General features: G+C 70.4%; 29 protein-coding genes. 23 read left to right on the plus strand and 6 right to left on the minus strand.

Features of this window, described 5'->3' with window-relative positions; translation table 11 throughout:
- Positions 1–15: 15 nt before the first annotated feature.
- Both ABEA24_RS03240 and ABEA24_RS03245 read left to right on the plus strand, forming a co-directional pair.
- Positions 16–945 carry a LysR family transcriptional regulator gene (locus ABEA24_RS03240; RefSeq protein ID WP_345429090.1) on the plus strand — a complete coding sequence of 310 codons (930 nt, stop codon included), beginning with the start codon at positions 16–18 and terminating at the stop codon, positions 943–945.
- Between the two features lie 213 nt (positions 946–1,158).
- Positions 1,159–2,004, plus strand: coding sequence for an NmrA family NAD(P)-binding protein (locus tag ABEA24_RS03245; protein ID WP_345429091.1), 846 nt, complete (start codon positions 1,159–1,161; stop codon positions 2,002–2,004).
- Positions 2,005–2,047: 43 nt separating this feature from the next.
- Here ABEA24_RS03245 and ABEA24_RS03250 read toward each other — a convergent pair whose 3' ends face one another.
- Positions 2,048–2,863, minus strand: a complete 816-nt coding sequence (locus ABEA24_RS03250) for an alpha/beta fold hydrolase (protein ID WP_345429092.1) — start codon at positions 2,861–2,863, stop codon at positions 2,048–2,050.
- Positions 2,864–3,063: 200 nt separating this feature from the next.
- Here ABEA24_RS03250 and ABEA24_RS03255 point away from each other — a divergent pair, with 200 nt between their 5' ends.
- The 4 genes from ABEA24_RS03255 to ABEA24_RS03270 all read left to right on the plus strand — a co-directional run bounded on the left by ABEA24_RS03255 (position 3,064) and on the right by ABEA24_RS03270 (position 6,731).
- Positions 3,064–3,624 (plus strand): RNA polymerase sigma factor, encoded by a 561-nt coding sequence (locus ABEA24_RS03255; protein ID WP_345429093.1) that lies wholly within the window; start codon positions 3,064–3,066, stop codon positions 3,622–3,624.
- A gap of 14 nt (positions 3,625–3,638) precedes the next feature.
- Positions 3,639–4,814: a CU044_5270 family protein gene (locus ABEA24_RS03260; RefSeq protein ID WP_345429094.1), complete on the plus strand. Its 1,176-nt coding sequence runs from the start codon at positions 3,639–3,641 to the stop codon at positions 4,812–4,814.
- A gap of 180 nt (positions 4,815–4,994) precedes the next feature.
- A complete protein-coding gene (locus ABEA24_RS03265) occupies positions 4,995–5,927 on the plus strand; it encodes an ATP-binding cassette domain-containing protein (protein ID WP_345429095.1) in 933 nt (310 codons plus the stop codon).
- 3 nt (positions 5,928–5,930) lie between these two features.
- Complete coding sequence (locus ABEA24_RS03270) at positions 5,931–6,731, plus strand: ABC transporter permease (RefSeq protein WP_345429096.1); 801 nt, start codon at positions 5,931–5,933, stop codon at positions 6,729–6,731.
- A 150-nt stretch (positions 6,732–6,881) separates the two neighbouring features.
- On the opposite strand, the gene ABEA24_RS03275 is transcribed toward ABEA24_RS03270, so the two are convergent.
- Positions 6,882–7,790 (minus strand): alpha/beta fold hydrolase, encoded by a 909-nt coding sequence (locus ABEA24_RS03275; RefSeq protein ID WP_345429097.1) that lies wholly within the window; start codon positions 7,788–7,790, stop codon positions 6,882–6,884.
- A 63-nt stretch (positions 7,791–7,853) separates the two neighbouring features.
- Between ABEA24_RS03275 and ABEA24_RS03280 the strand changes: the two genes are divergently transcribed.
- From ABEA24_RS03280 to ABEA24_RS03305, 6 genes are all read left to right on the plus strand, one after another.
- Positions 7,854–8,450 (plus strand): helix-turn-helix domain-containing protein, encoded by a 597-nt coding sequence (locus ABEA24_RS03280; RefSeq protein WP_345429098.1) that lies wholly within the window; start codon positions 7,854–7,856, stop codon positions 8,448–8,450.
- 9 nt (positions 8,451–8,459) lie between these two features.
- On the plus strand, positions 8,460–9,374 hold the full coding sequence (locus ABEA24_RS03285) for an LLM class flavin-dependent oxidoreductase (RefSeq protein WP_345429099.1): 915 nt from the start codon (positions 8,460–8,462) through the stop codon (positions 9,372–9,374).
- A 110-nt stretch (positions 9,375–9,484) separates the two neighbouring features.
- Positions 9,485–10,009, plus strand: a complete 525-nt coding sequence (locus ABEA24_RS03290; protein ID WP_345429100.1) for a PadR family transcriptional regulator — start codon at positions 9,485–9,487, stop codon at positions 10,007–10,009.
- Positions 10,006–10,725: an ABC transporter ATP-binding protein gene (locus ABEA24_RS03295; RefSeq protein ID WP_345429101.1), complete on the plus strand. Its 720-nt coding sequence runs from the start codon at positions 10,006–10,008 to the stop codon at positions 10,723–10,725. The genes ABEA24_RS03290 and ABEA24_RS03295 overlap by 4 nt, the downstream gene beginning before the upstream one ends.
- Before the next feature lie 104 nt (positions 10,726–10,829).
- Complete coding sequence (locus ABEA24_RS03300) at positions 10,830–13,187, plus strand: FtsX-like permease family protein (protein WP_345429102.1); 2,358 nt, start codon at positions 10,830–10,832, stop codon at positions 13,185–13,187.
- Positions 13,188–13,307: 120 nt separating this feature from the next.
- Positions 13,308–14,000 (plus strand): prolyl oligopeptidase family serine peptidase, encoded by a 693-nt coding sequence (locus ABEA24_RS03305; RefSeq protein WP_345429103.1) that lies wholly within the window; start codon positions 13,308–13,310, stop codon positions 13,998–14,000.
- 133 nt (positions 14,001–14,133) lie between these two features.
- Here the strand turns inward: ABEA24_RS03305 and ABEA24_RS03310 are convergent, their stop codons facing one another.
- A complete protein-coding gene (locus ABEA24_RS03310) occupies positions 14,134–14,454 on the minus strand; it encodes an ATP-binding protein (protein ID WP_345429610.1) in 321 nt (106 codons plus the stop codon).
- Positions 14,455–14,466: 12 nt separating this feature from the next.
- Between ABEA24_RS03310 and ABEA24_RS03315 the strand changes: the two genes are divergently transcribed.
- The 4 genes from ABEA24_RS03315 to ABEA24_RS03325 all read left to right on the plus strand — a co-directional run bounded on the left by ABEA24_RS03315 (position 14,467) and on the right by ABEA24_RS03325 (position 15,884).
- Positions 14,467–14,868: a DUF5753 domain-containing protein gene (locus ABEA24_RS03315; RefSeq protein ID WP_345429611.1), complete on the plus strand. Its 402-nt coding sequence runs from the start codon at positions 14,467–14,469 to the stop codon at positions 14,866–14,868.
- 2 nt (positions 14,869–14,870) lie between these two features.
- On the plus strand, positions 14,871–14,975 hold the full coding sequence (locus ABEA24_RS53390; protein ID WP_425551146.1) for a DUF397 domain-containing protein: 105 nt from the start codon (positions 14,871–14,873) through the stop codon (positions 14,973–14,975).
- Between the two features lie 61 nt (positions 14,976–15,036).
- Positions 15,037–15,513: an HIT family protein gene (locus ABEA24_RS03320; RefSeq protein ID WP_345429104.1), complete on the plus strand. Its 477-nt coding sequence runs from the start codon at positions 15,037–15,039 to the stop codon at positions 15,511–15,513.
- 143 nt (positions 15,514–15,656) lie between these two features.
- Entirely contained in the window at positions 15,657–15,884 is a 228-nt protein-coding gene (locus ABEA24_RS03325) for a helix-turn-helix domain-containing protein (RefSeq protein ID WP_345429105.1), read from the plus strand.
- Positions 15,885–15,956: 72 nt separating this feature from the next.
- On the opposite strand, the gene ABEA24_RS03330 is transcribed toward ABEA24_RS03325, so the two are convergent.
- Positions 15,957–16,514, minus strand: coding sequence for a hypothetical protein (locus ABEA24_RS03330; RefSeq protein ID WP_345429106.1), 558 nt, complete (start codon positions 16,512–16,514; stop codon positions 15,957–15,959).
- A gap of 264 nt (positions 16,515–16,778) precedes the next feature.
- Here ABEA24_RS03330 and ABEA24_RS03335 point away from each other — a divergent pair, with 264 nt between their 5' ends.
- A complete protein-coding gene (locus ABEA24_RS03335; RefSeq protein WP_345429107.1) occupies positions 16,779–18,479 on the plus strand; it encodes a serine/threonine-protein kinase in 1,701 nt (566 codons plus the stop codon).
- A 50-nt stretch (positions 18,480–18,529) separates the two neighbouring features.
- Here the strand turns inward: ABEA24_RS03335 and ABEA24_RS03340 are convergent, their stop codons facing one another.
- Entirely contained in the window at positions 18,530–19,705 is a 1,176-nt protein-coding gene (locus ABEA24_RS03340) for a L,D-transpeptidase (RefSeq protein WP_345429108.1), read from the minus strand.
- A gap of 187 nt (positions 19,706–19,892) precedes the next feature.
- On the opposite strand from ABEA24_RS03340, the gene ABEA24_RS03345 reads away from it, so the two are divergent.
- The 6 genes from ABEA24_RS03345 (at position 19,893) to ABEA24_RS03370 (ending at position 25,766) form a co-directional block, all read left to right on the plus strand.
- Positions 19,893–20,525 carry a histidine phosphatase family protein gene (locus ABEA24_RS03345; RefSeq protein WP_345429109.1) on the plus strand — a complete coding sequence of 211 codons (633 nt, stop codon included), beginning with the start codon at positions 19,893–19,895 and terminating at the stop codon, positions 20,523–20,525.
- Positions 20,526–20,580: 55 nt separating this feature from the next.
- Positions 20,581–21,156: a TlpA family protein disulfide reductase gene (locus tag ABEA24_RS03350; protein ID WP_345429110.1), complete on the plus strand. Its 576-nt coding sequence runs from the start codon at positions 20,581–20,583 to the stop codon at positions 21,154–21,156.
- A gap of 46 nt (positions 21,157–21,202) precedes the next feature.
- A complete protein-coding gene (locus ABEA24_RS03355) occupies positions 21,203–21,934 on the plus strand; it encodes a cytochrome c biogenesis CcdA family protein (RefSeq protein ID WP_345429111.1) in 732 nt (243 codons plus the stop codon).
- Between the two features lie 25 nt (positions 21,935–21,959).
- The gene (resB, locus tag ABEA24_RS03360; RefSeq protein ID WP_345429112.1) at positions 21,960–23,546 is read left to right on the plus strand and encodes a cytochrome c biogenesis protein ResB; all 1,587 of its coding nucleotides are present in this window, start codon (positions 21,960–21,962) and stop codon (positions 23,544–23,546) included.
- 5 nt (positions 23,547–23,551) lie between these two features.
- Entirely contained in the window at positions 23,552–24,508 is a 957-nt protein-coding gene (gene ccsB / locus ABEA24_RS03365; protein WP_345429113.1) for a c-type cytochrome biogenesis protein CcsB, read from the plus strand.
- Between the two features lie 109 nt (positions 24,509–24,617).
- Entirely contained in the window at positions 24,618–25,766 is a 1,149-nt protein-coding gene (locus ABEA24_RS03370; protein WP_345429114.1) for a L,D-transpeptidase, read from the plus strand.
- A gap of 59 nt (positions 25,767–25,825) precedes the next feature.
- Here ABEA24_RS03370 and ABEA24_RS03375 read toward each other — a convergent pair whose 3' ends face one another.
- Positions 25,826–26,173, minus strand: a complete 348-nt coding sequence (locus ABEA24_RS03375; protein WP_345429115.1) for a PLD nuclease N-terminal domain-containing protein — start codon at positions 26,171–26,173, stop codon at positions 25,826–25,828.
- Between the last annotated feature and the right edge of the window lie 22 nt (positions 26,174–26,195).

The raw sequence follows: 26,195 nt of genomic DNA on the forward strand, positions 1-26,195 counted from the left end.
GTGTAGCATGGCTACATGTTGGATCTGGAGCGGCTGCGCGCCCTCAACGCGGTGGCCATGTACGGTTCCGTCAGCGCCGCCGCCGAGGTGCTGCACGTCACGACGTCCGCCGTCTCCCAGCAGGTCGCCAAGCTGGAGCGGGAGACCGGGCAGAAGCTCCTGGAGCGCAACGGTCGCGGCGTCCGCCTCACCGACGCCGCCGCCCTCCTCGCCGCGCACGCCGAGCGCATCCTCGCCATGGTCGAGGCGGCCGAGACCGACCTGGAGGCCCACCGCGGGGCCGTCGTCGGGGAGCTCTCGGTCGCGGCGTTCCCCACCGCCGCGCGCGGCCTGATGCCGCCCGCGCTGGCCCTCCTCGCCAAGGAGCACCCCCGCCTGACCGTCTCCCTCCGCGAACAGGAGCCGCACTCGGCCGTGCCCCTCATCGCGCGCGGCGAGATCGACCTCGGCATCGTGCAGGACTGGTTCAACGTGCCACTCGCGATCCCGGACGGGCTGGTCAAGGCGCCGTTGCTCGACGACGTCGCGGACGTGGCACTGCCCGCCGACCACCCGCTCGCCGGCCGCGACGTCATCGACCTGGACGACGTGCGCGGCGGGGCGTGGATCGCCCAGTCGGCTGGCGCGATCTGCCGCGACTGGCTCGAGCACACCCTCCGCTCCGCCGGCCTCGAGCCGAGGATCAACCACACCGCCGACGAGTACGCGACCCAGCTCGCCCTCGTCGCCGCCGGTCTGGGCTGCGCCGTCCTGCCGCGCCTCGGGCGCTGCGACGTGCCGCCGGGCGTCCGCATCGTCGCCGTACGCCCCGCGCTGACCCGTCACGTGTACGGCATCTGGCGCGCCGAGGCGGCCCGCCGCCCCGCCATCCGTACGGCCGTCGCCGCCCTCCGTACCGCCGCCGGCATGGGGAATCTCGAACTCGCCGCCGAAATCGCCGGGTAATACCCGGCTGAGCAGGGCGGAAGCGCCGCGGAAATTCTCTTTTCCGTCTTCCGGCGTCGTCGCGTTCCCGCAGGTCAGCGCCGAATGTGAACAGCATGTTCGCGTTTGCCCCGCCCGAATCCGCCGGTGAGGATGAGAGCACCGCGAAACCGGCCCCGAAAAGGGTCTGTTCGCCATGCCCGCATTCCGTCGCGCATTCCAGGGGGAGACGCCATGCCGATACTGGTCACCGGAGCGACCGGCACCGTCGGGAGCAGCCTCGTCCGTCAACTCGTGGCCGCGGGTCACGAGGTACGGGCCGTGACCCGGGACCCCGGCTCCCGGGCGGCGGCCGCCCTGCCCGCGCGGGCCGAGGTGGTCGCGGGCGACTTCGGCCGGCCCGAGACCCTCGTCCCCGCCCTGCGCGGGATCGACCGGATGCACCTCGTCGCCATCGGCGAGTCGCTGACCACCGGACGACGGATCCTCGACCTGGCCGAGGAGGCCGGCGTACGGCGTGTGGTGCACCTCGGCCACAACGACCCCGGCCGCGACGACGACGATCCCATCGAGTCGGACCATCGCGCCCTGCACAAGGCCATCGAGAACTCCGGCCTGGAGTGGACGCACATCTTCCCCGGTGAGTTCATGGCCAACACCCGGGAGTGGGTCGCGTCGATCCGGACGGAGAGCGTCGTCCGGGCGCCGTTCGGCGACTGGACCAGCGCGATGGTCCACGAGGCCGACATCGCCGCCGTCGCCATGGCCGCCCTGCTCGACGAGGGCCACGCGGGGAAGACCTACGTCCCGACCGGACCGGAGCCGGTACGACGCCGCGACGCCGTGCGGATGATCGGCGACGCCATCGGCCGGGAGGTCCGCTTCATCGAGCTGACCCCCGAGGAGGCCCGCGAACACTGGAAGGACCGGTACCCCGAGCAGGTCATCGAGTGGTTCCTGGAGATGGGCCGGTACCTCGACGGCAACGCCTGGGTCTCGCCCACCGTCGAGGAGGTCACCGGCCGCCCCGGCCGCACGTTCGCCCAGTGGGCGACCGACCACGCCACCGACTTCCGCTGACCCGGACGATTCCGTGACCGCCCGGGTCGTCTCGGCGGGCACGTCAGCCCTTGATGAAGTCGAGCAGGTCGGCGTTGAGCTCGTCGTGGTGGCTGGCGAAGATGCCGTGTCCGGCGGTGGGGTACTCCTTGTACACGGTGCCCGGGATGAGCTCGGCGCTGCGGCGGCCGGTCACGTCCACCGGTGCGGAGAAGTCGGCGGCGCCGTGGACGACCAGGGTGGGGATGGTGATCTCGCGCAGTCCCGCGCGGTGGTCGGCGTGGAACAGCGCGTGCTGGAACCTCAGCACCGCCCACGGTGAGGTGGCCTCGCACGCCCGGATCATCCAGTCGATGAGGGCCGGGGACACCGCCGGGCCGAGGTGGGTCGCGAAGAAGACCTGTGCCTGGTCGGAGAGCCACTTCGGCCGGTCGGCGCGGATCTTGGCGTCCATGGCGTCGAAAAGGGCCTCCGGAATGCCGGCCGGATTGTCGTCGGTCAGCTTCAGGAAGGGCATCATCGCGGAGATGAACACCGCGCGGTCGACGCGCTCCTCGCCGTGGCGGGCGAGGTAGCGGGCCACCTCGGCGCCACCCAGCGAGTGACCGACGAGGATGACGTCCCGCAGGTCGAGGTGCTCTATCAGCGCGGCCAGGTCGTCGGCGGTGGTGTCCAGGTCGTATCCGCCAGAGGGGCGGTCCGAACGCCCGTGGCCACGCCGGTCCAGCGCGATGCACCGGTACCCCCGCTCGGCGAAGAAGGGGATCTGGTACTCCCACATGTCGGTGCTGAGCATGCAGCTGGCGACGAAGACGATGGGTCGGCCCTGACCGTAGTCCTCGTACGCCAGGCGGGTCCCGTCAGTGGTCTCGAAGAACATCGGTTCGCTCCCTCTCGTGAATCTCACGTTCCCTGACGTCGTGAAGCGTCTCAGCGGAGAGGGAGCCGGGTCGATTACGTCACAGGTAACAGGCGGGCCTACCTCCTGATCTGATCTTCTTCGGACCGAGCGGTAAACGCCGGACGGACCGTCGGAAGTACTGGTGAAAGGTCACCGACTCACCGAAGGGCAGGGATTCCATGGACGACTCCGAGGATTCCCGGAAACGCTTCACCGAGCTCTACGACGAGAACTACCGGCGCGTGCTCGGCTACGTGACCACTCGTACCGAGCCGCACCTGGCGGAGGACATCGTCAGCGAGACGTTCGTGGTCGCGTGGCGCCGCCTGGACCACATCCGCGAGCCGGCGCTGCCCTGGCTCATCGGCGTGGCCCGCAACCTGCTGCTCAAGCAGCGGGACAGCGGCTTCCGAAGACGCGCGCTGGCCGATCGGGTCGCCGCGATGACCACTGACGAGGACCTCGTGGCGTGGGACGTCGCGGACCACGTCGTCGAGCGGGACAGAGCCCTGGCGGCCGTCGCCGGGATGTCCGAGGCCGACCTCGACGTGCTCTCGCTCGTTATGTGGCACGGCCTGGCCCCCCGCGAGGCTGCCAAGGTCGTCGGCTGCTCGACGGCGGCGTTCTTCGTCCGCCTGCACCGTGCCCGGCGTCGCCTCGCCAAGGCGATCGACAGCGCCCCCGCGTCCCGTACCCGCCGCCACGCCGCCTCCCGCGCCGCCGACAAGGCCGCTCGATGAACTCTGGAGCTCAGATGAACGACAACGCCGAAGACATGTTCCGTACGCTCAAGCCCAGGGGCCTGGACACCATGGTCGCCGAGGCGCACGCCCGCCGCCGCGAGGAGGATCTCGCCAAGGCATGGGACGGCAGCGGATCCGACCGCGTCGTTTCCGTACCGACCGCGCGGCGCCGGATGCCGCGCGTGCTGGTGGCCGGTCTCGCCGCCGGCGCGGTCGCCGCCACTGCGGCGGGCGTCATCGTCGCCACCGACGGCTCGCGAGGCGCCGGAGGGAGCCGACCGGCCCCATCGGGGACCGTACGGATCATGGACGCGCGCGCCGTGCTCCTGGCCAGTGCCGACAGCGCCGCCAAGGCGCCCGCCACCAGCGGGGCCTACTGGTACACCCGCGAACGCGAGACCGGCCGGATCAGTCCTCCGACGCCCGAGGAGCAGAAGGCGATCGCCAAGAGGATCGGCAAGGCGAAACTCTGGCGTGGACTGGCCTCCCCACCCCTCAGCGCGTCCGTGAGCAAGACGCAGGACAGCTGGTACGGCCGCAACCGCCACGACCGTACGATCGTCGGCATCGACCCCAAGATCTCCTTTCCTACACCGGCCGACGAGGCCAAGTGGAAGAGGATGAGCCTCCGGGAGAAGCGGCACTGGGATCTGGACATGACCGCGAAGCCGCAGGTCAACAACTACAACTTCGCGGATCTCAAGCTATCTCTCACCCAGCGGGACAAGACGATCGAGGCGCTGGCGAAGCTGCCGTCCGACCCGGCGGCCCTCGAGAGGGTGATGCGCACCTGGTTCAAGCACGAGAATCAGCTGGCGCAACAGCACGACGGCGAGCCGATGGGCGACGACTTCTCCCAGTACGTCTTCGGCGAGGCGCAGGACCTGCTGGCCGGGCCGCTGACGCCGGGCGCGAAAGCCGCGCTGTACCGGCTGCTCGCCAAGCAGCCGGGCATCCGCTATCTCGGCACGGCCACCGACCCGATGGGCCGCAGGGGCGCGGTCCTGGCGCTGGGCAGCGGCGGCGATGCCGTCCGGCAGGCCAAGAGCGACGGGGAGATCCGTCTGATCGTCGACCCGAACACGGGGCGACTCCTCGCTCAGGAGTCCGGGGACCGCAAGGCTCCCTCCCTGACCATGACGTACGAGGCGATGGGCTGGGTGAACTCCCTCGGCGCCCGTCCCTGAACCGTCCGTTCCCGAACCGCGCCCTGGGCAGCCTCGGGGGAGGCCCAGGGCGCGCCGCCGACCGACGGGCGACCGGGCCGACCTGACGAAAGTCAGGGGCCCGTGGTGCCGATCGTGCGATGTGGCACCGGTCCGCCGGACCCTAGGTTCGCACCCACGGATAGCGACCGGGGAGAGGCGATGATCACCCTTCGTGGGCTGACCAAGCGGTACGGGGAGACGACGGCGGTGCGGGACTTGTCGCTGGACGTCCTGCCGGGCCGGGTCACCGGGTTCCTGGGACCCAACGGCGCGGGCAAGTCCACCACCATGCGGATGATCCTCGGGCTGGACCGGCCGAGCGCGGGCGAGGCCCTCATCTGCGGGCGGCCGTACGCCACGCTGCGGAACCCGCTGCGGAGGGTCGGCGCGCTGCTCGACGCCAAGGCGGTGCACCCCGCGCGGAGCGCCCGCGCGCACCTGCTGGCCATGGCGCGCAGCAACGGCATCCCGGCCCGGCGGGTGGGCGAGGTCCTCGACGCCGTCGGCCTCGCGTCGGTGGCGCGCAGACGGGTGGGGACGTTCTCGCTGGGCATGAGCCAGCGGCTCGGGATCGCGGGCGCGCTGCTCGGCGACCCGGAGGTCCTCCTGTTCGACGAGCCGGTGAACGGCCTGGACCCCGACGGGGTCCGGTGGGTACGGGAGCTGGCGCGGTCGCTGGCGGGCGAGGGCCGCACGGTCCTGGTCTCCAGCCACCTGATGAGCGAGATGCAGCTGACCGCCGACCAGCTGATCGTGATCGGAAAGGGCCGGCTGCTGGCCGACGCGCCGATCGCCGACATGCTCGGCGGCAGCTCGCGCAGCCGGGTCGTCGTCCGCAGCCCCGACATGGAACGGCTGCGCGCACTGGCCGACGCGCTCGCCGCGGACCGGTCGACGGTGGAGCGGATCTCCGGCCACGAACTCGCCGTCCGGGACGGCTCCGTGGAGCGGGTGGGCGACCTCGCCCACCGGCTGGCGGTGCCGCTGCACGGGCTGGAGGAGCGGACGGCGTCACTCGAGCAGGCGTACATGGAGCTGACCGCCGACAGCGTCGAGTACGGGACGGCGGCGGCGCTGGAAGGGCGGGTCTGAGCGATGACGGTCACGACGACGGCCCACCGGGCTCCCCGTATCCGGGAGGGCGGGCTCCACGGGGCGATCGCGGCGGAGTGGACGAAGCTGTGGTCGGTCCGCTCCACCTGGTGGTGCCTGCTGAGCGCGGCGATGGTGACGGCGCTGGTCTGCGCGCAGCTCGCCGTCTCGCACGTCTACGACAACACGCACGCCGGCCGCCCGCACCCGGGCGTGGCCTCCGCCGGTGAGCTGGCGATCTCGGCGATGAGCCTGGTCCAGGTCGTGGTCATCGCCCCCGCGATGCTGATGATCACGTCGGAGTACTCCACCGGCCTGATCCGTTCGACGCTGCTCTGGACCCCGGTACGACACCGGATGCTGCTGGCCAAGGTGATCGTGCTGGCACCCGTGATGTTCGCGATCGGGACGGCCCTCGGGCTGCTGGGCGCCGGGGCGGCCCGCCCGATGCTGGGGAGGTGGGGGACGTTCCCGGTGACCGGCGTGGTCGCCGACGCGCTGAGCGTCGGCGCGTACATCGCCGTCGTCGGGGTGTTCACACTGGGCGTCGGCGCGGTGCTCCGCAGCGCGGTCGGCACCCTGACCGGCGTCTTCCTGGTCCTCATGGTGGTGCCGACCCTGCTCGGCGTCGCCGGCGGCGCGGGGGAGAAGGTCGCCGACGCCCTGCCGAGCATCGCGGGGCAGCACTTCATGCGAGGTGACGCCGATCCGTACGGCCCGGCAGGCGGTCTGGCCGTGACCGCCGCGTGGGCGGTGGCCGCGCTGCTGGCCGGCGCATGGGTCCTGCACCGGCGCGACGCCTGACACGGCGGCCGGTTCCGTCGAACGACCATCGCGGCCCGGCGGGCCCCGCCGTCCCCGGACGGTCGGCCCGTCAGGGTCCGGCCGTCTCGCGTCGTGCCCGGGACGGTCGGCCCGCCGGGCTCCGGGCGCCCTTCGTCGGGCCCGGGACGGTCAGGTCTGCGCGGCGCGGAGGAGGTCGGTGATGGCGCCGAGCACGGCATCGGCGCGCTCCTCGTGCATCCAGCCGTGCCCGGCGTCGTCGAGGACGCGATGCTCGCCGCGGGGAACCGAGGCGGCCAGTTCCGCGTGGATGGTGCGCTTCATCTCGTTGATCTCGCGGAGGAGGTCCCCGGGCCACAGGTGGGCCTGCGTCGGGTCGTGGCCCATGGCGGTGAGCACGATCAGGGGGACGTCGGGCAGGGCCGGTGCGCCTCGGAGCTCGTCGGCGACGTCGGTGTAGAGGTTCTTGTCCTCGTTCCACGCGGTCCGCCACGCGGTGAGGTGGTGCTCGATCAGCGCGTCCCGTACGGAGTCGGGCCAGGCCGCGAAGTGCCGGGCGAGTGCCTCCCGGGAGAGTTGGATCTGCTCCTCGGTCGGCTCCGGCAGGTCCTGGCTCTTCATCTTCTCCAGCATCTCCGGCACCTGCTTCGGCGCGCGGACGAGGAAGTCCTCATGCGTCGGGTCCAGCAGGAGCAGCCCGGCCACCTCGCCGGGGAACCGCTGCGCGTAGTGGCGCGCGTAGGCGCCGCCGAGGGAGTGGCCGACCAGCACGTACGGGGCGGGGATCCCGGCGGCGGGCAGCAGGGCGCGGAGTTCGTCGGTGACCGCGGCGGCCGTACGGGGCAGGCCGACCGGATCGCTCCAGCCGGTGCCCGCCCGGTCGTAGAGCACGCTCGTGGTCAGCTCGGCGACGCGGTCGTGCGTGTTGACGTAGTCCAGGCCGACGAGACCGGCCCCCGGCAGGAAGACCACGGCCGGTCCGCCGGAGCCGGAGCGGTGCAGCATCAGCCGCCGCCCTCCGACGTCGTACAGGCGGCCCAGCGGGGGCTGGGGCCGGGTCTCCGGTGTCGCGCGGTTCATGACCACTCCTCGACTCAGCTTTCTCAACTTTGCGAACGGTATCAGATGTGAGATCGTAAGGCCATGGACACCGTGGACCTGCTCCTCCACCCGGTGCGCCTCCGCGTCGTGCACGCGATGTCCGGCGGGCGGGCGCTCACCACCGCTCAGCTGTGCGAGCTGCTGCCCGACGTCTCGAAGGCCACCGTCTACCGGCATGTCGCGCTACTGGCCGAGGGAGGCCTCCTCGAGGTCGACGGCGAGCAGCGAGTACGCGGCGCCGTCGAACGCCGCTACCGGCTGCGCCGGGAGCGAGCGGTCATCGACGCCGAGACGGCCGCGTCCACGTCACGGGAGGACCACCGCCGCGTGTTCGCCGTGGCCATGGCCGCCCTGCTGGCCGAGTTCAACGCCTACCTCGACCGCGACGACGCCGACCCGGCCGCCGACCTCGTCGGCTACCGGCAGCACGCCATCTGGCTCAGCCCGGAGGAGCGCGCCGAGATGATCGGTGAGCTGCGCGACGTGATCGTCTCCCGCATGCGGAACGGGCCCGCGTCGGACCGCACCCGCCACCTCCTCAGCCCGATCCTCTTCCCCGCCGAGAGCCCGGGCAGGTCTGGGGAAGATATCGGCGAGGCGCCCGACGCCGTACAGGGATGGCCGGCTCGGCCGGAGTAGTGTCGGAGGGTGCGTTTCGCGATCTCCATTCCGCAGTTCTTCGGCGACGGCGAGTTCGACCCCGGCGCGTTCCGGGACTACCTGACGCGGGCGGAGCGGGCCGGCTTTGACAGCGCGTGGACCCAGGAACAGGTCCTCGGCACGATGCCGCACTTCAGCCCGATCGAGACGATGACCTACGCGGCCGCCTGCACCGAACGCCTCCGGCTGGGCTGCGCGGTGTTCGTCAGTACCCTCCACAACCCGCTGCACCTGGCCAAGAGCCTCAGCACGCTCGACCAGCTGAGCCGGGGCCGCCTGGAGATCGGCGTCGGCACGGGTGGGCGGGGGAGGGACTTCGCGGCGTTCGGCATCGACCCGGACGGCTACGTCGCCCGCTTCACCGAGGGCATCCGGCTGATGAAGGCCTTCTGGACCGACGAGAGGATCACCTTCGACGGGCGGTTCTGGCAGGTCGACGGCGCCGCCATGGAGCCGAAACCCGCCCAGAAGCCGCACCCGCCGCTCTGGTTCGGCGGCAACCACCCGAACGCGCTGCGCCGCGCGGTCCGGTACGGCGACGGCTTCTTCGGAGCGGGCTCCCAGACGACCGAGCGCTTCGCCGAGCAGGTCCGCGTCGTACGCGAGGCCCTCGCGGAGGCGGGCCGTCAGGACTTCCGCATCGCCAAACGCGTCTACGTGGCCGTCGACGACGACGCCGAGCGCGCCCGCAAGCGCGTCACCGACGCCCTGAACCGCCTGTACGGCCGCTCCGGAGGGGACGAACTGACCCCCGTCGCGGTCTTCGGCCCGCCGGACGCGTGCGTCAGCGGCCTGCGCGACGTCGCCGAGGCGGGCGCCGAGATGATCCTCTTCACCCCGCTGTTCGACCACGCCGAGCAGCTGGAGCGCCTCGCCGCCGAGGTCATGCCCCACCTGTCCTGATCCGGGGCTCGCCCGGTCGATCTCGGCCTCGGCTGGGATCCCCTCTTCGTTCGTGACCTTGATGCGGTTATCTATACACCGCGACTATAGACGATGTTTATAGTGGAGCCATGTCAGTCGCACAGACCTTGCTCGGCCTTCTGGAGTCGGGCCCGCGGTACGGCTATGACCTCAAGCGCGCCTACGACGAGCGGTTCGGGCGCGACCGTCCCGTGCACTACGGGCAGGTGTACTCCACCCTGGCCCGGCTGCTGAAGAACGGCCTCGTCGAAGTGGAGAGCGTCGAGCCCGGCGGCGGGCCGGAGCGCAAGTGCTACGCCATCACCGACGCCGGCGTCACCGACGTCGAACACTGGCTCGGGCGGCCGGAGAAACCCGAGCCGTATCTTCAGAGCACCCTGTACACGAAGGTGGTCCTCGCCCTGCTGACCGGCCGCGCCGCCACCGAGCTCCTCGACGCCCAGCGGGCGGAGCACCTGCGCCTGATGCGCGAGCTCACCCGCCGCAAGATGGAGGGGGACCTCGCCGACAAACTCATCTGCGACCACGCCCTCTTCCACCTCGAAGCGGACCTGCGCTGGCTGGAGATGACCGCCGCGCGGCTCGACGAGCTGGCCCTGGATGTGCGCCGATGAGCCACGCGATCCCCTCCGAGGCGCCGGCGACCGGCCACCTTTCCGATGCGCCGCCGCTGCTGTACGGCGTCGACCTGCACAAGGCGTTCGGCCCGAGCAAGGCGCTGGACGGTGCCTCGCTGCACGTCCGCGCCGGCGAGGTGGTGGCCGTGATGGGCCCGTCCGGGTCCGGGAAGTCGACGCTGATGCACTGCCTGGCCGGCATCCTGCGGGCGGACTCCGGGCGCGTCGTCTACCGCGACGACGACCTGACCACCATGTCCGACGCGCACCGCAGCGCGCTGCGCCGCACCGAGTTCGGGTTCATCTTCCAGTTCGGGCAGCTCGTACCCGAGCTGTCATGCCTGGAGAACGTCGCGCTGGCGCTGCGGCTCGGCGGCGCCCGGCAGCGGGCGGCCGAGGCGCGGGCCGCCGAGTGGCTGGAGCATCTGGAGGTGGCCGACGTCGCCGCGAAGCGGCCCGGGGAGATCTCAGGCGGTCAGGGCCAGCGGGTCGCGGTGGCCCGCGCGCTGGTGACCGGCCCCAGTGTGGTGTTCGCGGACGAGCCGACCGGCGCGCTGGACTCGTGGAACGGCGAGAAGGTGATGGGCCTGCTCACCACGGTCGCCCGGCGGACCGCCACCGCCGTGCTGCTGGTGACCCACGACGCGAGGGTCGCCGCCTACTCGGACCGCGAGGTCGTGGTGCGCGACGGCCGGACCCGGGAGCCGGTGTGAGCGGCCCGGACGGTGGAGGCGGAGATGGCGTGAGCGGCCCGGACGGCCGACGCGGAGCTGACATGAGCGGGCCGGACCGGGGAAGGCCGGACGCAGGAGTCGGCGTGAGCGGGCCGACCCGGGGCGTACCGCCGGTCGGTTCACGGTCGGCGGCAAGCGGCCCGTACGCCCGGTGGGCCCGTGACCTCGCGATCGGTGCCCGGCTGGCGTTCGCCGGCGGGCGCTCCGGATGGGTCAGAATCGCGATGATCGCGGTCGGCGTCGGGCTCGGCGTGGCGATGCTCCTCGTCGCGGCCTCGATGCCGACGATGCTTCAGGAACGTCACGAGCGGACCTCAGCGCGCGCCAACAGGATGGGCGTGCAGTCGCCCCGTTCGGACCGCTCGCTTCTCGTCGGCATGGCGGACACGGAGTTCCGCGACAAGGACATCAGAGGCCGGGTGCTCCGGCCCGAGGGGCCCCGCGCGCCGCTTCCGCCGGGCGTGACGGCGTTTCCACGGCCGGGCGAGATGGTGGTGTCACCGGCACTGGCCGACCTGCTGTCCTCGCGCGAAGGCGCGCTGTTGCGGGCCCGGCTGAACTACCGCATCGCCGGTACCATCGGCCCTCGGGGCCTTGAGGGCGCGCGGGAGTACGCGTTCTACCTCGGCAGCGACCGGCTCACCGAACAACCCGGCCACGTCGCGCGGGTCACGGCCTTCGGCTACCACTCCCCGAGCGAAGGCCTCGGACCGGTATTGCTGCTGCTTGTCGTCATCGCCTTCGTCGTCCTGCTGCTGCCGATCGCGGTGTTCATCGGCACGGCCATGCGCTTCGGCGGCGAATCCCGCGACCGTCGGCTGGCCGCGCTGCGCCTGATCGGCGCCGACCAGCGAATGGCTCGGCGCTTCGCCGCGGCCGAGGCGATGGTCGCGGCCGTGTTCGGGCTGGTGGTCGGCGCGCTGGTGTTCCTGGTCGTACGGGTGTTCGTTGAGCGGATTGCGATATTCGGGGTCGGTTTCTTCACCGCCGACGTCCGGCCGGCCCCGGCGCCGGCGGCGCTGATCGCGCTGGCCGTACCCGCCTCGGCCGTCTCCATCGCCCTGTTCTCCCTCCGGAAGGTCATGATCGAGCCGCTCGGCGTGGTCCGCCGTGCGGCCCGTGCCCGGCGCCGGCTCTGGTGGCGCGTGGCCGTACCGGTCAGCGGCCTGGCCCTGCTCTATCCGCTCCTCGACAGAGGGGGAGATTTCAACCAGTACCAGGTCGCCGGTGGTGTGGCGTTGCTGCTCATCGGCGTCGCGACGCTGCTGCCGTGGGTCGTCGAGGCCGTGGTCGGACGCCTCGGCGGCGGACGGCCGTCCTGGCAGCTCGCGGTGCGCCGGCTTCAGCTGGACAGTGGGACATCCGTACGTGCCGTCAGCGGCATCGTGGTCGCCGTCGCGGGTGCGATCGCACTCCAGACGATCTTCGCTGCGGCGAGCGACGACTCTGTGAAGCGGACCGGCCAGGACCCATCGCGCGCACAGGCCCAGGTGTCCTTCGGCAAGACGATCGACGGCACGCGGGCCGCCGAGGTCGCGGCGCGGTTGGGCTCCGCACCCGGCGTACGCGGGGTCATCGCCGAGGCGACCGCCGCCATGGCCCCCGGGGGTGCGAAGGACGATGCGTCGGACTTCCCGCTGACCGTGGCCGACTGTCCCGCCCTCCGGGAACTGCTCCGGATCGACCGATGCGCCGACGGCGACGTGTTCTTCACCGCTCCGCAGGAGCCGGACACCCCGCGTCCTGGCACCACCGTCCGGATCGGCCCGGACGAGGGCGTCGGCGCGACCCCGGGTCCATCCTGGCGGATCCCCGCGTCGGCGCACCCGACCGGGCAGCGAGCGGATCCGCGCGGCACGACCCAGACGGGCATCTTCGCCACGTTCTCCGCCCTCGACCGCCGGATCCTGCAGAGGACACGCATCACAACGCTCGTCCGGGTCGATGGTGGGAACAGGGACGCTCTGGAGCACATGCGCAATGCCGTCGCGACCATCGACCCGATGGCCGACGTCACGGTGCTGAGCAGTACCCGGACCGACGGCCGGTTCAACGCGATTCGCCGCGGCCTGTTCATCGGCGTGGTCGCCGCCCTGCTGGTGATCGGGGCGAGCCTGCTGGTGACCAGCCTGGAGCAGATGCGGCAACGACGCCGGCTCCTGGCGATGCTGGTCGCCTTCGGCACTCCGCGCTCCGTCCTGAACTGGTCGATGCTGTGGCAGACGGCCGTGCCGATGCTGCTCGGCCTGATGCTGGCCATTCCGGCCGGGGCCGGTCTGGGTGCGCTGCTACTGCAGATCGTCAACGAGCCCGTCAGCGTCAACTGGGGCGTCGTCGCCGGCATCTGCGGTGTCGCCGGCGGCGTGGTGCTCCTGGTGACCGCGCTCAGCCTCCCGGCCCTACGGCGCCTGATGGACCCGGAGGGCCTGCGGACCGAGTGAAACCTGGATCCGTTCCGCCCACCGCAACGGGCGGAACGGATCCGGACCATCCCTCGCTCGCTACCTCATGTCCGTAGGGCGGCGCCCGTTTCGGGGCCCGGGGACCTCAAAGAATGGCTCATGCCGGCCCATCTCGTTATAACCGGATCGAACGACTGCTGCCCGCCATCGGTGATCGGAGAGATGATGCCCGAAGACACGGAAGCCCTCGGCGCCAGGCATCTGCGGTTCGACGGTCCGCCGCCGGTCGAGATGCGCGGCGACCGGATGACTTACCGGGATGCCGTGGTCGCGCATCTGGGGGGCGACTCCGCCGGTGGGCACCTCGCTGCGCTGCTTGCGGTTACCGGGCACCGCGCGGATCTCGACGGCGACGTCGGTCTGGTGGGCGTGAGCAGCGCCATCCAGGCCTGCGTCGATTGGTATGGCCCCGCCCATTTGGCGGGGATGCAGGCTCAGTCGCATCCGCTCGCCACCGAAGATCACGATGCTCCCGACTCACCTGAATCCCGGTTGCTCGGTGCGCCAGTCCAGACGGTTCCCGAACGCGCCGCCCTCGCGAGTCCGGTTACGCATGTGTCCGCCGGAGCAGCGCCGATTCTCATCATGCACGGTGTCGAAGATCGGCTCGTTCCGTTCGAACAGAGCAGGATGCTCGCCGATGCCTTCGACCGCGCAGGCGCGTACGCCCGGTTCATCTCTGTCGATGGCGCCGATCACGTTTTTGCGGGGGTTGACCATCGCCCGCTGGTCACGACCAGCATTGAGTTCCTCTCAACGACACTCCGGGCGGCTGTGCCGCAGGCTCGGTGACTTGTATTCGAGCTGCCGGTAGTGGCCGATCGGCATCGGGCGGGCCACGGCGAGCCCGGTCCCTCATTCCGCGCTCGCCGTGGCCCTCGCCGGACGACCGGCTTCGGGGGAAGACCCGATCGCCCGGGGCTCGTCATCCGCCGCAGCGGGCCCAGATCGTCTTGCCGTCGCTCTTCGCCCGCCAGCCCCAATCCGTGGCGAACGCCTGCACGATGAACAGCCCGCGGCCGCCCTCCTCGTCCGGGTCCGCGTCGCGCAGCACCGGCTCGCCGTCGCCGTAATCCCGCACCTCGACCAGTACGGTCCGCTCGCCCGGCCGGCTGATCGTGAGCTCGAAGACGGCGCCGAGCCGGGCGGCGTTCGACACGAGCTCCGTCGTGACGAGGCGGACATCGTCCAGCAGCTCCGGGAGCGCCCAGTCCTGCAGCCGCCGCTCGACCGCCAGCCTGGCCACCTTGGCGGAGCCATTGTCGCCACGCGTATGGAACGCCAGCAGATCCTCCGCCGCGACGAGCCTCCGTGGATCGTGCTCCTGCTGGCGGAATACGCCATCCGCCGCAAGATCGGTGGCCCCGCGGTGATGCGCGCCCAGCTCCAACGCCTCCTCGACGCGATGAAGGAGCCGAACATCACCATTCAGGTCCTTCCGGAGGACGCACCGGTATACCTCTCGATGCCTTTCACGATCATGGGATTCGACAATGGGCCGGACGTGGTCTACGCGGAGACAGTGGAGATTCCAAGTGGTATGACGAAAGAACATCGGCACGTCGGGAGGCTCAAAGCCCGCTTCGACCTGGCCAGGGCGGCGGCATTGCCTGCCGCGGCGTCCGAGGAGCTCATCCGTTCCGCTCTGGAGGGCACGTGAACGTGGAAGGACTGCCGCCGGTCCAGTGGCGCAGGAGCACGCGGAGCAATGAGGAAGGCGGCCAGTGCGTGGAAGTCGCGGTCGTCGAGACGTTGCTCGATCGGTGATCGCCGAGGGTTTTCGTTGGTCGAGCACCGACAATCCTCGGCGGAAGCGGCCGGGGGAGCGGTGACCGTCTCAACGGATTCGTGCCTCTCGTGTGACCTGATCTCCGGGGCGCGACCGTTGCCGGGCGGGCGCATCCGCGAGAGCTCGGGCTGGGTGGTGGAGCACTGTGTCGGGCCACTCGGCGTGGGCACCGTCGTGGTCAAGCCACTCCGCCATGTCGTGCACGTGGCCGACCTGGACGAGGCCGAGAGCGCGGCGCTCGGTCCCTTGCTACGCCGGACGGCGGCGGCCGTCACCGAGGTGGTTCGGCCGGAGCAGGTCTACGTCTGCCTGTGGTCGCACGCGGGCGGGGTGCCCGGCCATATCCACTTCGTCGTCCAGCCGATCATCAAGGCCGACATGACGCGCTTCAACGCAGGTGGGCCGGAGTTGCAAACCGCGATGTTCCGCGCCGGCGAGTTTCCGGACGAGTACGAGGTCGAGGAGGTCTGCATGCGCCTCCGAGATGCCTTCACCGGCGGGGACCGCATCGAGTGAGCGACAGAGACGTCAAGACTGGATGCCGCTCGGCTCAGCGACGCTGCATGCTACGCCGTCCCGTCACGAGGGATTTTTCCCTCGTGACGGGACGGCGCTCTACACACCGGTCGTCTGTGGAGCTGTTGCGGAAGGAGGTGGCTATGGCCGCGTATGCCGAGCTGAACACTCAGCAGGCAGCGGACCTGCTGAACGTTTCGCGTCCGTGCTTGATCGGCTTGTTGGAAGCGGGAACGATCCCGTGTCGGCTGGTGGGAAAGCACCGGCGCATCACCGTTGAGACGCTGATGGAGTACAAGCGGCGTGACGACCAGGAGCGACGCGCCGCCGCCGAAGATCTCGCCGCGCTTGGCCAGGAATTCGGGGCGTGACCATGACCTTCGTTGTGGTCTGCGACGCGAACTCCCGGACGACTCGGAGGTCGGCTCGACCGGTTTTCCTGCTCAGGAGTCCGGCCAGATGCGGCGTTTGGCGGGGACGGCCATCAGGTCGCCGACGACGAACTCCTGGCGCGGTCCCTGCCAGGCGTACGGCATGAACACCGCGAGCGCGCAGCCCGCCTGGTGCTCGACCTCCATGGCGACGGCGTCGACGGTCCCCGGCGGGGGCTCCGAGGTGCCGTTCTGCCAGTCGGTGGACCTGCGGATCTGTACGTTGACGGGGGTCGTGTCGCCCGGTGACGGCTCCTTCATGCGCACGTAGTAGGCGAGCGTGGCACAGCGCAGCTCGGCCGCTCGCGCGCGGTAGTCGTCGGCGAGGTGGTACAGCGTGGCGGCGGTGGCCGTCTCGTCGTACGCGTAGTCGACGTCGTGCTGCGCGGCCATCCGAAGCACCCCGTCGGCGTCCATGACCAGCCCGAACGGATAGAGCATCCGGCCGCCGGGCTCTGGACGGAGGTTGTTCTCGGCGCCTTCGAGAATGGCCGCGAGGCAGGCGTCCATATCCCCTCGGGCCCGGCGAGGCACGGAGCCGTCCATGAGCATGAGGGTCAGCGTCTGCATGGGATGGGGATACGTGGGTGCGATTTCGCCTGCGGCTCGCCAGGAGGACACGGCCAGAGATCCTACCGACCGTGATGCGCCCGATACGACGGCTTGTCGGAAGCGTGTCTGGTGAGTGCGGGTAAACGCCGTTCTCGGCCTTCAGGTAGCGGATGGCCGTCGCGGCGCTGGTGCGACCCGCGTGATCGGCTGTTGCTCTGACGGAAGACACAACCGTGCGTTATGGTGCAGACTCCCCCTGTTGATCATCTGGGAGTAGTTCCCATGCCGGAAACCGAGCCGCTGCGCTCTGAGGATCCGTCCGTCGTGGGGCCTTACCGGCTGACCGGGCGGCTCGGAATGGGCGGCCAAGGAGTGGTCTATCTCGCGTCCGCGCCCGACGGGACGAACGTCGCGGTGAAGCTGCTGCGCGAGGAGCTCGCCGCCGACCCCCGCGTCCGTGAACGCTTCATGAAGGAGATCGCCGCCGCCCGCCGGGTCGATCCGTTCTGCATCGCGCAGGTCCTCGACGCGTCCGCGGAGGGATCACGGCCGTACGTGGTCACCGAGTACGTCGACGGTCCCTCGCTGCAGCAGTCGGGACCGCGTGACGGCACGGCGGCCCTGCAACGGCTCGCCGTCGCCACCGCCACGGCGCTCACGGCCATCCACGACGCGGGGATCGTCCACCGGGATTTCAAACCGTCCAATGTGCTGCTCGGCCCCGATGGGCCCCGGGTCATCGACTTCGGGATAGCCCGCGATACCGAGGCTCCCCTCACCCTCACCAGCACCATCATGGGCACGCCGGCGTACATGGCTCCCGAGCAGTTCGAGGGGCGGTCCATCGACGCGCCCGCCGACGTGTTCGCCTGGGGATCGGTGATGGCCTTCGCGGCCAATGGGCGGCCGCCGTTCGGCGCGGACTCGTTTCCGGCGATCATGAATCGGGTCCTCCAGGGCGAGCCCGACCTCGGTGATCTTCCGGAGCCGCTGCGCTCACTGGTGGTGGCCTGCCTGGCCAAGGACCCCGCCCGCAGGCCGACCATGCAGGATGTGATGTTGCGCCTGGTCAGCGCTCGTTCGGCGGCGACCGGCCCGCAGCAGGCGGCCGCCACCCCACCGCCTCCCGCCTCCTTGCAGCCGCCGCCGGTCACCGTCCCGCAGCCTCTCGCGGGTTCGCCCCAGCCGCCGCCTGGACCTCCGCCCCAGTCGCCGGCCGGACCGCAGCGGACGCCCGCCGTCCCACCGCCCCCTGGCCCCCAGCCGCCGTTCATTGCGCCGCGGCCTGTCGCGGGTTCGCTCCAACCGCCGACCGGCCCTCCGATGCCGGGGTCCGCCCCGAGCGGGCGGCGGCCCGACGCCGCGAGGCGCCGCCTCGTTCTGCTGGCCGGGGCGGGAGCGGCGGCCGTACTGGCGGGCGTCGTCGTCGCGGGCGCGATCCTCTGGCCGGGCATGTCGGAGGCCGAGGACCCCGGGAAGGGATCCGGCCGCGGCAAGGCGGAAGCCGCGCACGGAACCGGGCAGGAGACGCGGAACCCGACCGCGTCGGGAGGCCCGGGGGACGGTGTCAGCGGGAAGCCGTCGGCCGGCCCCTCGTCACCGAACTCGACGAAGACGCCCGGTGGCCCCTCGCCCAAGCCGAGTGCCGGCAAGACCCAACCGAAGACCCGGTCGGCGAGGCCGACCACGACCAGGTCGAGCGGAACCGGCGGTGGCGGAACCAGCGGTGGCCGTCCCGGGCTGGTGCTGACGGCGATCGGCACCAAGAGCGGGAGCTGCTACACGAAGGGCGGCTACCAATATCAGATCAATTATCCCAACGCCCGACACTGGGTCTATGTCGACGGCGACGAGGTGGACAGCAGCAGCGAGAGATACTCGAAGGTCGGTCCCGAGACCTTCTGGGGCTCCGGAAACCACGTCGTCAAGCTCTACATGCAAGAACCCAACATCGTGAGGACCATCTCGTTCACGATGTGCTGACCGCGGGACCGACACCGCGCGGAGCCCGTACGGGGCCGATCTCCGGCCGGTCAGCGCTGGAGGTCACCGTTCTTCACCCATGCGTCCCAGGAGTAGTTCCAGAACTTCCAGTCGCCGGCGTTCGTCTCGTCGACGAATCGGCGGTCCGTACCGGTGATCTTGACGATGTCGCCGCGCTGGGCGATGCCGTAGAAGTAGCGGGCTCCGGCGGGCGTGGTGCGGACGCAGCCGTGGCTGGCGTTGCGGTTGCCGAGGGCGTCGTACTCTCCGACGCTCTGGTGGACGTACTCGCCGCCGTCCGTGATCCGGACCGCGAGGTGGACGTCCTCGTCGTAATGCTCACAGCCGGACTGGCCCTGCTGGCAGTTCGGGGACACCATATGCACCACCTCGGCCTTCTCCTTGGTGAGGTGGATGCCGCTGGTGGTCGTGTACTCCCGGGTGGTGGCCTTCCCCATGCTGATCTTGAACGTCTTCACGACGCCGTCGTGGTTCACCTTCATGTAGTGCGTCTTGGCGCTCGCCGCGGTGACGTTCGACGCGCCGATGGCGAAGGTCTTGGTCAGGTCGGCCGTGCCGTACACGCCCTTGGCCGCGCGTACGCCCGCCAGGTGCGCGGTGAAGACCACCTTCTGGTGCGGCTGCCAGTAGCGGTGGGTGCGGTAGACGACCTGCCGGTCCGACATCCAGTGCCAGGCGCCCTCGTCCGCCTTGTCCGCCTTCACCTCGAGGGCGTGCTGAACCTGGTCCCGGTTGGCGACCGGGCCGTCGAACGTCACGATGATCGGCATTCCCACGCCGACCTTCTCCCCGGCCTGCGGCGTGACGTCGGCGACGGCGATCCGGCGTCCCGCCGGGGCAGTACGGAATCGGCTGCTCACCGCGGTGACCCGGCCCTTGGAGTTCCGCGCCACGGCCTTCACCTGGTACCAGACGCCCGGCTTGAGAGTCCAGGTGGTCTTCCACGACCTGTGGTCGGCGGCGAATCCGCCCGGCGCCGTCGCACCGTCCGCCCGTACGTCCACCTGCTCCAGCTGCCCGCCGGAGGCGGCGACCGCGACGCCCTGGTCCGGCCGGGCGGTCCGCGCGCCGTCCACCGGAGTGATCTTGATGGTCGCGTCCGCCGCGACCGCTGTGGCCTTCGAGCCCCCGCCGGAGCAGGCGGTCATCGTGGCGACAGTCGCGGCTGCGAGGGCCAGACCGGCGAACAGCCGCCGATTCCTCATGTCGATCTTCACTCTCTATGAGATGCGGATAAGGCCAAGAGGTTCGCGGGAACGTACTCAAGGATCTCGGAGACCGGACCGAACGCCGCCATCCCCCCACGGCGTGTCCACGAAGGCGGCGCGGTTTCGCCGACTCGCTGGTGGGGTCGGCGGCAGCGCCTCCGGGGGCCGGTAGTGTGGGTGCGCTATGAAGACGATCGTTCATCTGCTGCGCCACGGCGAGGTGCACAACCCCGAGGGTGTCCTGTACGGGCGGCTGCCGGGATACCACCTCAGCGACGACGGCCGGCTGATGGCGAAGGCGGCGGCCAAGTGGTTCGACGGGCGTGACATCACCGTGCTCGTGTCCTCCCCGATGGAGCGCGCCCAGGAGACCGCCGAGCCGATCGCCGAGACGCTCGGGCTCGAGGTGGGCACCGACGAGCGGCTGATCGAGGCCGCCAACCACTTCGAGGGCCGTACGTTCGGCGTGGGCGACGGGTCGCTGCGCCGGCCGGAGCACTGGCCGTTCCTCTGGAATCCGTTCCGGCCGTCCTGGGGCGAGCCGTACGTGGAGATCGCCCGGCGGATGCTGGCGGCCATGGCCGACGTGCGCGACGCCGCGCGCGGGCACGAGGCGGTGTGCGTGAGCCACCAGCTGCCGATCTGGGTGACGCGGCGGAAGGTCGAGGGCCGCCGGATGTGGCACAACCCGGCGCGCCGCCAGTGCGGGCTGGCCAGTGTGACCAGCTTCACCTACGACGGCGACCGCATCGTCAAGGTCGACTACGCGGAGCCGGCGGGCGACCTGTCCCGCCGCCCCGGTGTGCCCGGCGCCTGAGCCCTCCTGCACAATAGAAGCGAGTACTACACGATGTAGTAGTAGGAGTGTGCCCGTGACCCCCCGTGCCCTGACCCTTCCGGCGGTCGTTCTGCTCGGCGCCGGCGCGCTCGCCGGATGCGCGGGCACCGGTTCGGGACAGAACGGCACCGGCTCCGACTCGCGGTACGTCGCCGGCGACAACTCCAGCCAGATCCTCAAGACCCGCAAGGCCGCGCCGCAGGTGAAGGGCACCACGCTCGACGGCAAGCCGTTCGACCTCGCCGGGCAGACCGGCAAGGTCGTCGTCGTGAACTTCTGGGCGTCCTGGTGCGCACCGTGCCGCGCCGAGGCGCCGACGATGGAGCAGATCTACGAGAAGACCAAGGGCTCGGGCGTGCAGTTCCTCGGCGTGGACATCAAGGACGGCAAGGACAACGCCCAGGCGTTCATCCGCACCTTCAAGATCAGCTATCCGAGCCTGTACGACCAGGCCGGGCAGATCGCGCTCGCCTTCCGCGACATCCCGCCGAACGCCGTGCCCTCCACGCTGATCATCGACCGGCACGGCAAGGTGGCCGTCCGCGTCATCGGGAGCGTGCCCTACTCCCGCCTCCAGGACCTCGTCACCAAGGTCGCCGCCGAGAAATGAGACGTTCCACGATGCGCCGTCGGGCCGTGGCCGCCGTGGAGGGCCGATGAGCACCATCACCAGCGGATCGCTCGTCATGGCGTTCCCGATCGCGGCGGCGGCCGGGCTCGTGTCGTTCCTGTCGCCGTGCGTGCTGCCGCTCGTGCCCGGCTACCTGTCGTACGTCACCGGCATGAGCGGCGCGGACCTCGCCGAGCGGAAGCGCGGGCGGCTGCTGCTCGGGGTGGCGCTGTTCGTCCTCGGGTTTACGGTCGTGTTCGTCAGCGCCGGGCTGGCGTTCGGCGGGTTCGGCGCGCTGCTGCAACGGCACGCGGCGGTGATCACGAAGGTGCTGGGCGGCGTCACGATCGTGCTCGGCCTGGCGTTCATGGGCTTCATCCCCGGGCTGCAGCGGACCTTCAAGTCGAGCCGGCTGCCCACCGCCGGGATCGCCGGGGCGCCGTTCCTGGGCGCGCTGTTCGGCCTGGGCTGGACGCCGTGCATCGGCCCGACCCTGGCGGCCGTGCAGGCGATGGCCTACACCGAGGCGAGCGCGACCCGCGGCGCGCTGCTGTCCTTCGCCTACTGCCTGGGTCTGGGCGTGCCCTTTCTGCTCACCGCCGTCGCGTACCGTAAGGCGCTGGGCGCGTTCGGCTGGGTGAAGCGCCACTACCAGGCCGTGACGCGGATCGGCGGCGGCCTGCTCGTCGCGATCGGGGTGCTCCTGGTGACCGGGCTGTGGAGCGACCTGACGATCCAATTGCAAGGCTGGGTGTCCGGCTTCAAGACGGTGATCTGATGGTGTTCGACAAGGGGGCCCGCCCGTGAGCGTCGACGCTCCCGAGACTCAGGCCGCGCCGCAGGCGCCGAAGGACCGCCCGGTGGGCATCGGCATCCTCGGCTGGCTGCGGTGGGGCTGGCGGCAGCTGACCTCGATGCGCACGGCGCTGGTGCTGCTGTTCCTCGTCGCGCTCGGCACCGTGCCCGGGTCGTTCCTGCCGCAGCGTGGGCAGGCGCCGGAGAAGGTCGCGACCTTCTTTGACCAGCACAAGACGCTCGCGCCGTGGCTGGACAAGCTGTCGCTGTTCGACGTGTTCGCCGCGCCCTGGTTCGCGGCGATCTACATCCTGCTGTTCGTCTCCCTGGCCGGCTGCGTGCTGCCACGGACCAAGCAGCACTTCGCCCAGCTGCGGGCCCGCCCGCCGAAACCCCCGCGCAACCTCGGCCGGCTGCCGGAGTCGGCGTCGTACGAGACGGCCGCCGCCCCCGACGAGGTCCTCGCCGAGGCGCGGACGGTCCTCAAGGAGCGGCGGTTCCGCGTCGACGCGTACGACGACGCGGTCGCCGCCGAGAAGGGGTACCTGCGGGAGACCGGCAACCTGATCTTCCACCTCGCCCTGCTCGTGCTGCTGTTCGCGGTCGGCTCCGGCACGGCGTTCGGCTACAAGGGCAACGTCCTGGTGACCGAGGGCGAGGGCTTCTCCAACACGCTCACCTCGTACGACGCGTTCAAAGGCGGCCGCAGCTTCAACTCCTCGACGCTGCCGCCGTTCACGGTGTGGCTCGACTCCTTCAATGCCGACTACCTCGTGAGCGGCCCCAACCGCGGGCAGCCGACCAGCTTCGCGGCGAAGATCCGATACCGGAACGGCCTGAAGTCCCCGGTCAAGTCGTACGACCTGCGGGTCAACCACCCGCTCAACGTGGACGGCGCCCGCGTCTACCTCCTGGGCCACGGGTACGCGCCGCACTTCACCGTCCGCGACGGCAAGGGGCAGGTCGCCTTCCAGGGGGCGGTGCCGTTCCTGCCGACCAACGAGGCGACGTACGCCTCCGAGGGCGTCATCAAGGTGCCGGACGCCCAGCCCGACCAGCTCGGCTTCATCGGTCTGTTCTGGCCCACCGCGGTGCCGAACCAGCAGGGCAAGGTCGTGTCGGCCTTCCCCAAAGCGTTGAACCCGCAGGTGGCGCTGTTCGCCTTCAAGGGCGACCTCGGCCTGTCCAACGGCGCCCCGCAGTCGGTGTACCGGCTCAACACGAAGAACCTCAAGCCCATCCTCATGGGGAACAAGGTCAAGCCGCTGGTCCTCAACCAGCCGCTGCCGTTGCCGGGCGGCGCCGGATCCGTCACCTTCGACGGCTTGAAGCAGTACGTCACCTTGTCGGTCAACCACGACCCCGGACGGGTCCCCGCGCTCGCCGCCGGCATCGTCGCGATCATGGGCATCGTCGCCTCGTTCCTCGTGCGCCGCCGCAGGGTGTGGGTGCGTGCGAAGGCCGCCGAGGGCGGGCGTACCGTGGTCGAGGTCGGAGGACTAACACTCGGCGGCGCGACCCCGGACTTCGACGCGATCGTCGAGCGGCTGAAGAAGGCCGCGCCCGAAGAACCCCCGAATACGAACGAGGAGTGACGACCGTGGTCGACACTTATCTGGCGAACCTGAGCAACCAGCTGATGCTCGGCGCGGTGCTGCTCTACGTCGTCGCCATGGTCGGGTACGCCGCCGACATCGCGTTCGGGCGGCGGCGCGCCATGGCCGCGGCGCCGAGCGAGGCGAAGGTCCTCGTCGGCGCGGGCGGTCCCGACACCGCCGAGGACTCCGAGGCCGTCACGGACGCCGAGGACGAGGGCCGCCGGATCGACTGGGGCCGGTTCGCCGTCCTCATCAACGTGCTCGCCTGGGGCGTCCACGGCGCCGAGATCGTCACCCGGGGCATGGCCGCCGACCGCGTGCCCTGGGGCAACATGTACGAGTTCGTGTCCGCGATCACCTTCGCGGCCGTGACCGTCTACATGGTGATGCTCTGGCGCTACAAGATCAACTGGCTGGGCCCGTTCCTCATGGTCGCCGTCGTGATCGCGCTCGGCGTCGCCACGATCTGGCTGTACGACGACCCGGGCCCGCTGCGTCCGGCGCTGCACTCGTACTGGATCGCCATCCACGTCACCGCCGCCGTGACGGCCACGGGCGTCTTCACCGTCGCCGGCGTCGCCACGATCCTCTACCTCGTCAAGGCTCGGAACAAGCCCGTCAAGCCGGGCGGCATCATGGAGCGGGTCCCGGACGCCGAGACCCTCGACCGCATCTCGCACCGGACCATGATGTTCGGCTTCCCGATCTGGACGTTCGCCATCATCGCCGGCGCGATCTGGGCGGACTCCGCGTGGGGCCGCTACTGGGGCTGGGACCCCAAGGAGACCTGGTCGTTCATTACCTGGGTCGTGTACGCCGGGTACCTGCACGCCCGCGCCACGGCGGGCTGGCGGGGCCGGAAGGCGGCCGTCATCTCGCTGATCGCCTTCGGGTGTCTCCTGTTCAACTTTTTCGGAATCAACTACCTCGTTTCCGGGTTGCACTCCTACGCTGGCTGATTACTTAAGCCCCACTGGCAACTTTTTACCCTCTCCGGGCGTCAGATGGGTCGTGGGTGAATCTGGGAGGACTCGGGTGGTTAACAGGCGGTCGGCCGTTGGCGTGGTCATGATGGCGGCCTTGCTCGCCGGGGCGTCCGCGTGCTCGGGCAACAGCGAGGCCGGGACGAACGGTGAGGGCGGGACGAAGGCCCCCGACGCGCAGGTTCGCGTCACTCCGGCCAACGGCACCGGCTCGGTGCGCCCCGACCAGGGCGTCTCGGTCGCCTCCTCGGGCGGCAAGCTCGAGCAGGTCACGGTGGCTCAGGGCGGCAAGGCGGTGCCGGGCGACTTCACACCCGACCACACGCAGTGGAAGACCAAGTGGACGCTCCAGCCCGGCGCGTCGTACACCGTGAACGTCACGGCCAAGAACGCCAAGGGCAAGACCACCACGACCACGAGCAAGTTCTCGACGCAGAAGGCCACGCAGACCTTCAAGATCACTGACATCACGCCGCAGCCCGGCGAGAAGGTCGGCGTGGGCATGCCGATCATCGTGACGTTCGACAAGCCGATCGCCAACAAGGCGAACGTCGAGCGGGCCCTCGAGGTCAAGTCGGACAAGGGTGACACCGGCGTCTGGCACTGGATGTCGAGCCAGCAGGTCGTCTTCCGCACCGAGAAGTTCTGGGGGTCGCACCAGAACGTCACCTTCACGGCCCACTTGTCCGGCGTGCGGGGCCTCAAGGGCGTGTACGGGAAGACGGACACCACCCGGGCCTTCAAGATCGGCGCGTCGAACGTCACCGTCGCCAACTCCAAGACGCACTACATGAAGGTCAACCACGACGGCGTCATCAAGAAGTTCCCGATCAGCACGGGCGTGGGGACGACGACGGAGTACACCACGACCAGCGGTCTGCACATCACGCAGGAGAAGTCCGAGAGCGTGACGATGGAGTCGCCGAACCGTAAGAAGGGCGACCCGGGCTACTACAAGGAGGTCGTCAACCTCGCGGTCCGGATCACCAACAAGGGTGAGTACGTCCACCAGAGCGTCGGGGAGTACGACGCGCTCGGCAACCGCAACGCCAGCCACGGCTGCGTCCGCACCTCGCCGACCGGCGCCCGGTACTTCTACAACATCGCCCAGCGCGGCGACATCGTGAACGTCACCGGCACCAGCCGCAAGCTGGCCAACGAGACGGACTCCAACGGCTGGGTGTTCTGGGCCCTGTCCTGGGACAACTGGGTGAAGGGCAGCGCCCTGCACTGACCCGCAGAGCACGCCTCTCCGACCCCGGCCGCCGTCCTCGGCGCCGGGGTTCGGTCATTTCAGGAGTCGTCGCCCCGGAGGCGGCGGTCGAGCTGGCGCAGGAAGTCCGGATCGTCGTCCGGGCCCAGCGGGCCGCGCTCGGCCGGGGCCGACGCCCGGCCGTCATTGCCCGCCGAGGTGAGGAAGTCCGGCGGCCACGCGGTGACGCCGGCGGTGACGAATCGGCGGCGCCGACCGAACAGGAGCCAGGCGATCGCGCCGAGTTCGAAGCCGAGCAGCACGATGAGGAACCACGCGAACTTCGGCAGGTGCCGGGTTTCGCTCTCATCGGTGGACAGCACCTCGAACAGGCAGAACAGCCAGACGCCGAGTGCGACAAGGACGAGCACGACGGCAAGGACGAGCATGGTCGCAGCGTAACCCGCAGAC

This window comes from Actinoallomurus vinaceus, from assembly GCF_039542055.1.
GTDB classification, from domain to species: domain Bacteria; phylum Actinomycetota; class Actinomycetes; order Streptosporangiales; family Streptosporangiaceae; genus Actinoallomurus; species Actinoallomurus vinaceus.

What these genes read in the sequence shown, in the direction of transcription:
- ABEA24_RS03280 (WP_345429098.1), top strand. Translation starts at nt 7,854, where the DNA reads ATGGACACCGTGGACCTGCTCCTCCACCCGGTGCGCCTCCGCGTCGTG.
- ABEA24_RS03290 (WP_345429100.1), top strand. Translation starts at nt 9,485, where the DNA reads ATGTCAGTCGCACAGACCTTGCTCGGCCTTCTGGAGTCGGGCCCGCGG.
- ABEA24_RS03355 (WP_345429111.1), top strand. Translation starts at nt 21,203, where the DNA reads ATGAGCACCATCACCAGCGGATCGCTCGTCATGGCGTTCCCGATCGCG.
- ABEA24_RS03265 (WP_345429095.1), top strand. Translation starts at nt 4,995, where the DNA reads ATGATCACCCTTCGTGGGCTGACCAAGCGGTACGGGGAGACGACGGCG.
- ABEA24_RS03325 (WP_345429105.1), top strand. Translation starts at nt 15,657, where the DNA reads ATGGCCGCGTATGCCGAGCTGAACACTCAGCAGGCAGCGGACCTGCTG.
- ABEA24_RS03255 (WP_345429093.1), top strand. Translation starts at nt 3,064, where the DNA reads ATGGACGACTCCGAGGATTCCCGGAAACGCTTCACCGAGCTCTACGAC.
- ABEA24_RS03305 (WP_345429103.1), top strand. Translation starts at nt 13,308, where the DNA reads ATGCCGGCCCATCTCGTTATAACCGGATCGAACGACTGCTGCCCGCCA.
- ABEA24_RS03275 (WP_345429097.1), bottom strand. Translation starts at nt 7,790, where the DNA reads ATGAACCGCGCGACACCGGAGACCCGGCCCCAGCCCCCGCTGGGCCGC.
- ABEA24_RS03370 (WP_345429114.1), top strand. Translation starts at nt 24,618, where the DNA reads ATGATGGCGGCCTTGCTCGCCGGGGCGTCCGCGTGCTCGGGCAACAGC.
- ABEA24_RS03270 (WP_345429096.1), top strand. Translation starts at nt 5,931, where the DNA reads ATGACGGTCACGACGACGGCCCACCGGGCTCCCCGTATCCGGGAGGGC.
- ABEA24_RS03250 (WP_345429092.1), bottom strand. Translation starts at nt 2,863, where the DNA reads ATGTTCTTCGAGACCACTGACGGGACCCGCCTGGCGTACGAGGACTAC.
- ABEA24_RS03335 (WP_345429107.1), top strand. Translation starts at nt 16,779, where the DNA reads ATGCCGGAAACCGAGCCGCTGCGCTCTGAGGATCCGTCCGTCGTGGGG.
- ABEA24_RS03330 (WP_345429106.1), bottom strand. Translation starts at nt 16,514, where the DNA reads ATGCAGACGCTGACCCTCATGCTCATGGACGGCTCCGTGCCTCGCCGG.
- ABEA24_RS03245 (WP_345429091.1), top strand. Translation starts at nt 1,159, where the DNA reads ATGCCGATACTGGTCACCGGAGCGACCGGCACCGTCGGGAGCAGCCTC.
- ABEA24_RS03295 (WP_345429101.1), top strand. Translation starts at nt 10,006, where the DNA reads ATGAGCCACGCGATCCCCTCCGAGGCGCCGGCGACCGGCCACCTTTCC.
- ABEA24_RS03260 (WP_345429094.1), top strand. Translation starts at nt 3,639, where the DNA reads ATGAACGACAACGCCGAAGACATGTTCCGTACGCTCAAGCCCAGGGGC.
- ABEA24_RS03340 (WP_345429108.1), bottom strand. Translation starts at nt 19,705, where the DNA reads ATGAGGAATCGGCGGCTGTTCGCCGGTCTGGCCCTCGCAGCCGCGACT.
- ABEA24_RS03375 (WP_345429115.1), bottom strand. Translation starts at nt 26,173, where the DNA reads ATGCTCGTCCTTGCCGTCGTGCTCGTCCTTGTCGCACTCGGCGTCTGG.
- ABEA24_RS03345 (WP_345429109.1), top strand. Translation starts at nt 19,893, where the DNA reads ATGAAGACGATCGTTCATCTGCTGCGCCACGGCGAGGTGCACAACCCC.
- ABEA24_RS03240 (WP_345429090.1), top strand. Translation starts at nt 16, where the DNA reads ATGTTGGATCTGGAGCGGCTGCGCGCCCTCAACGCGGTGGCCATGTAC.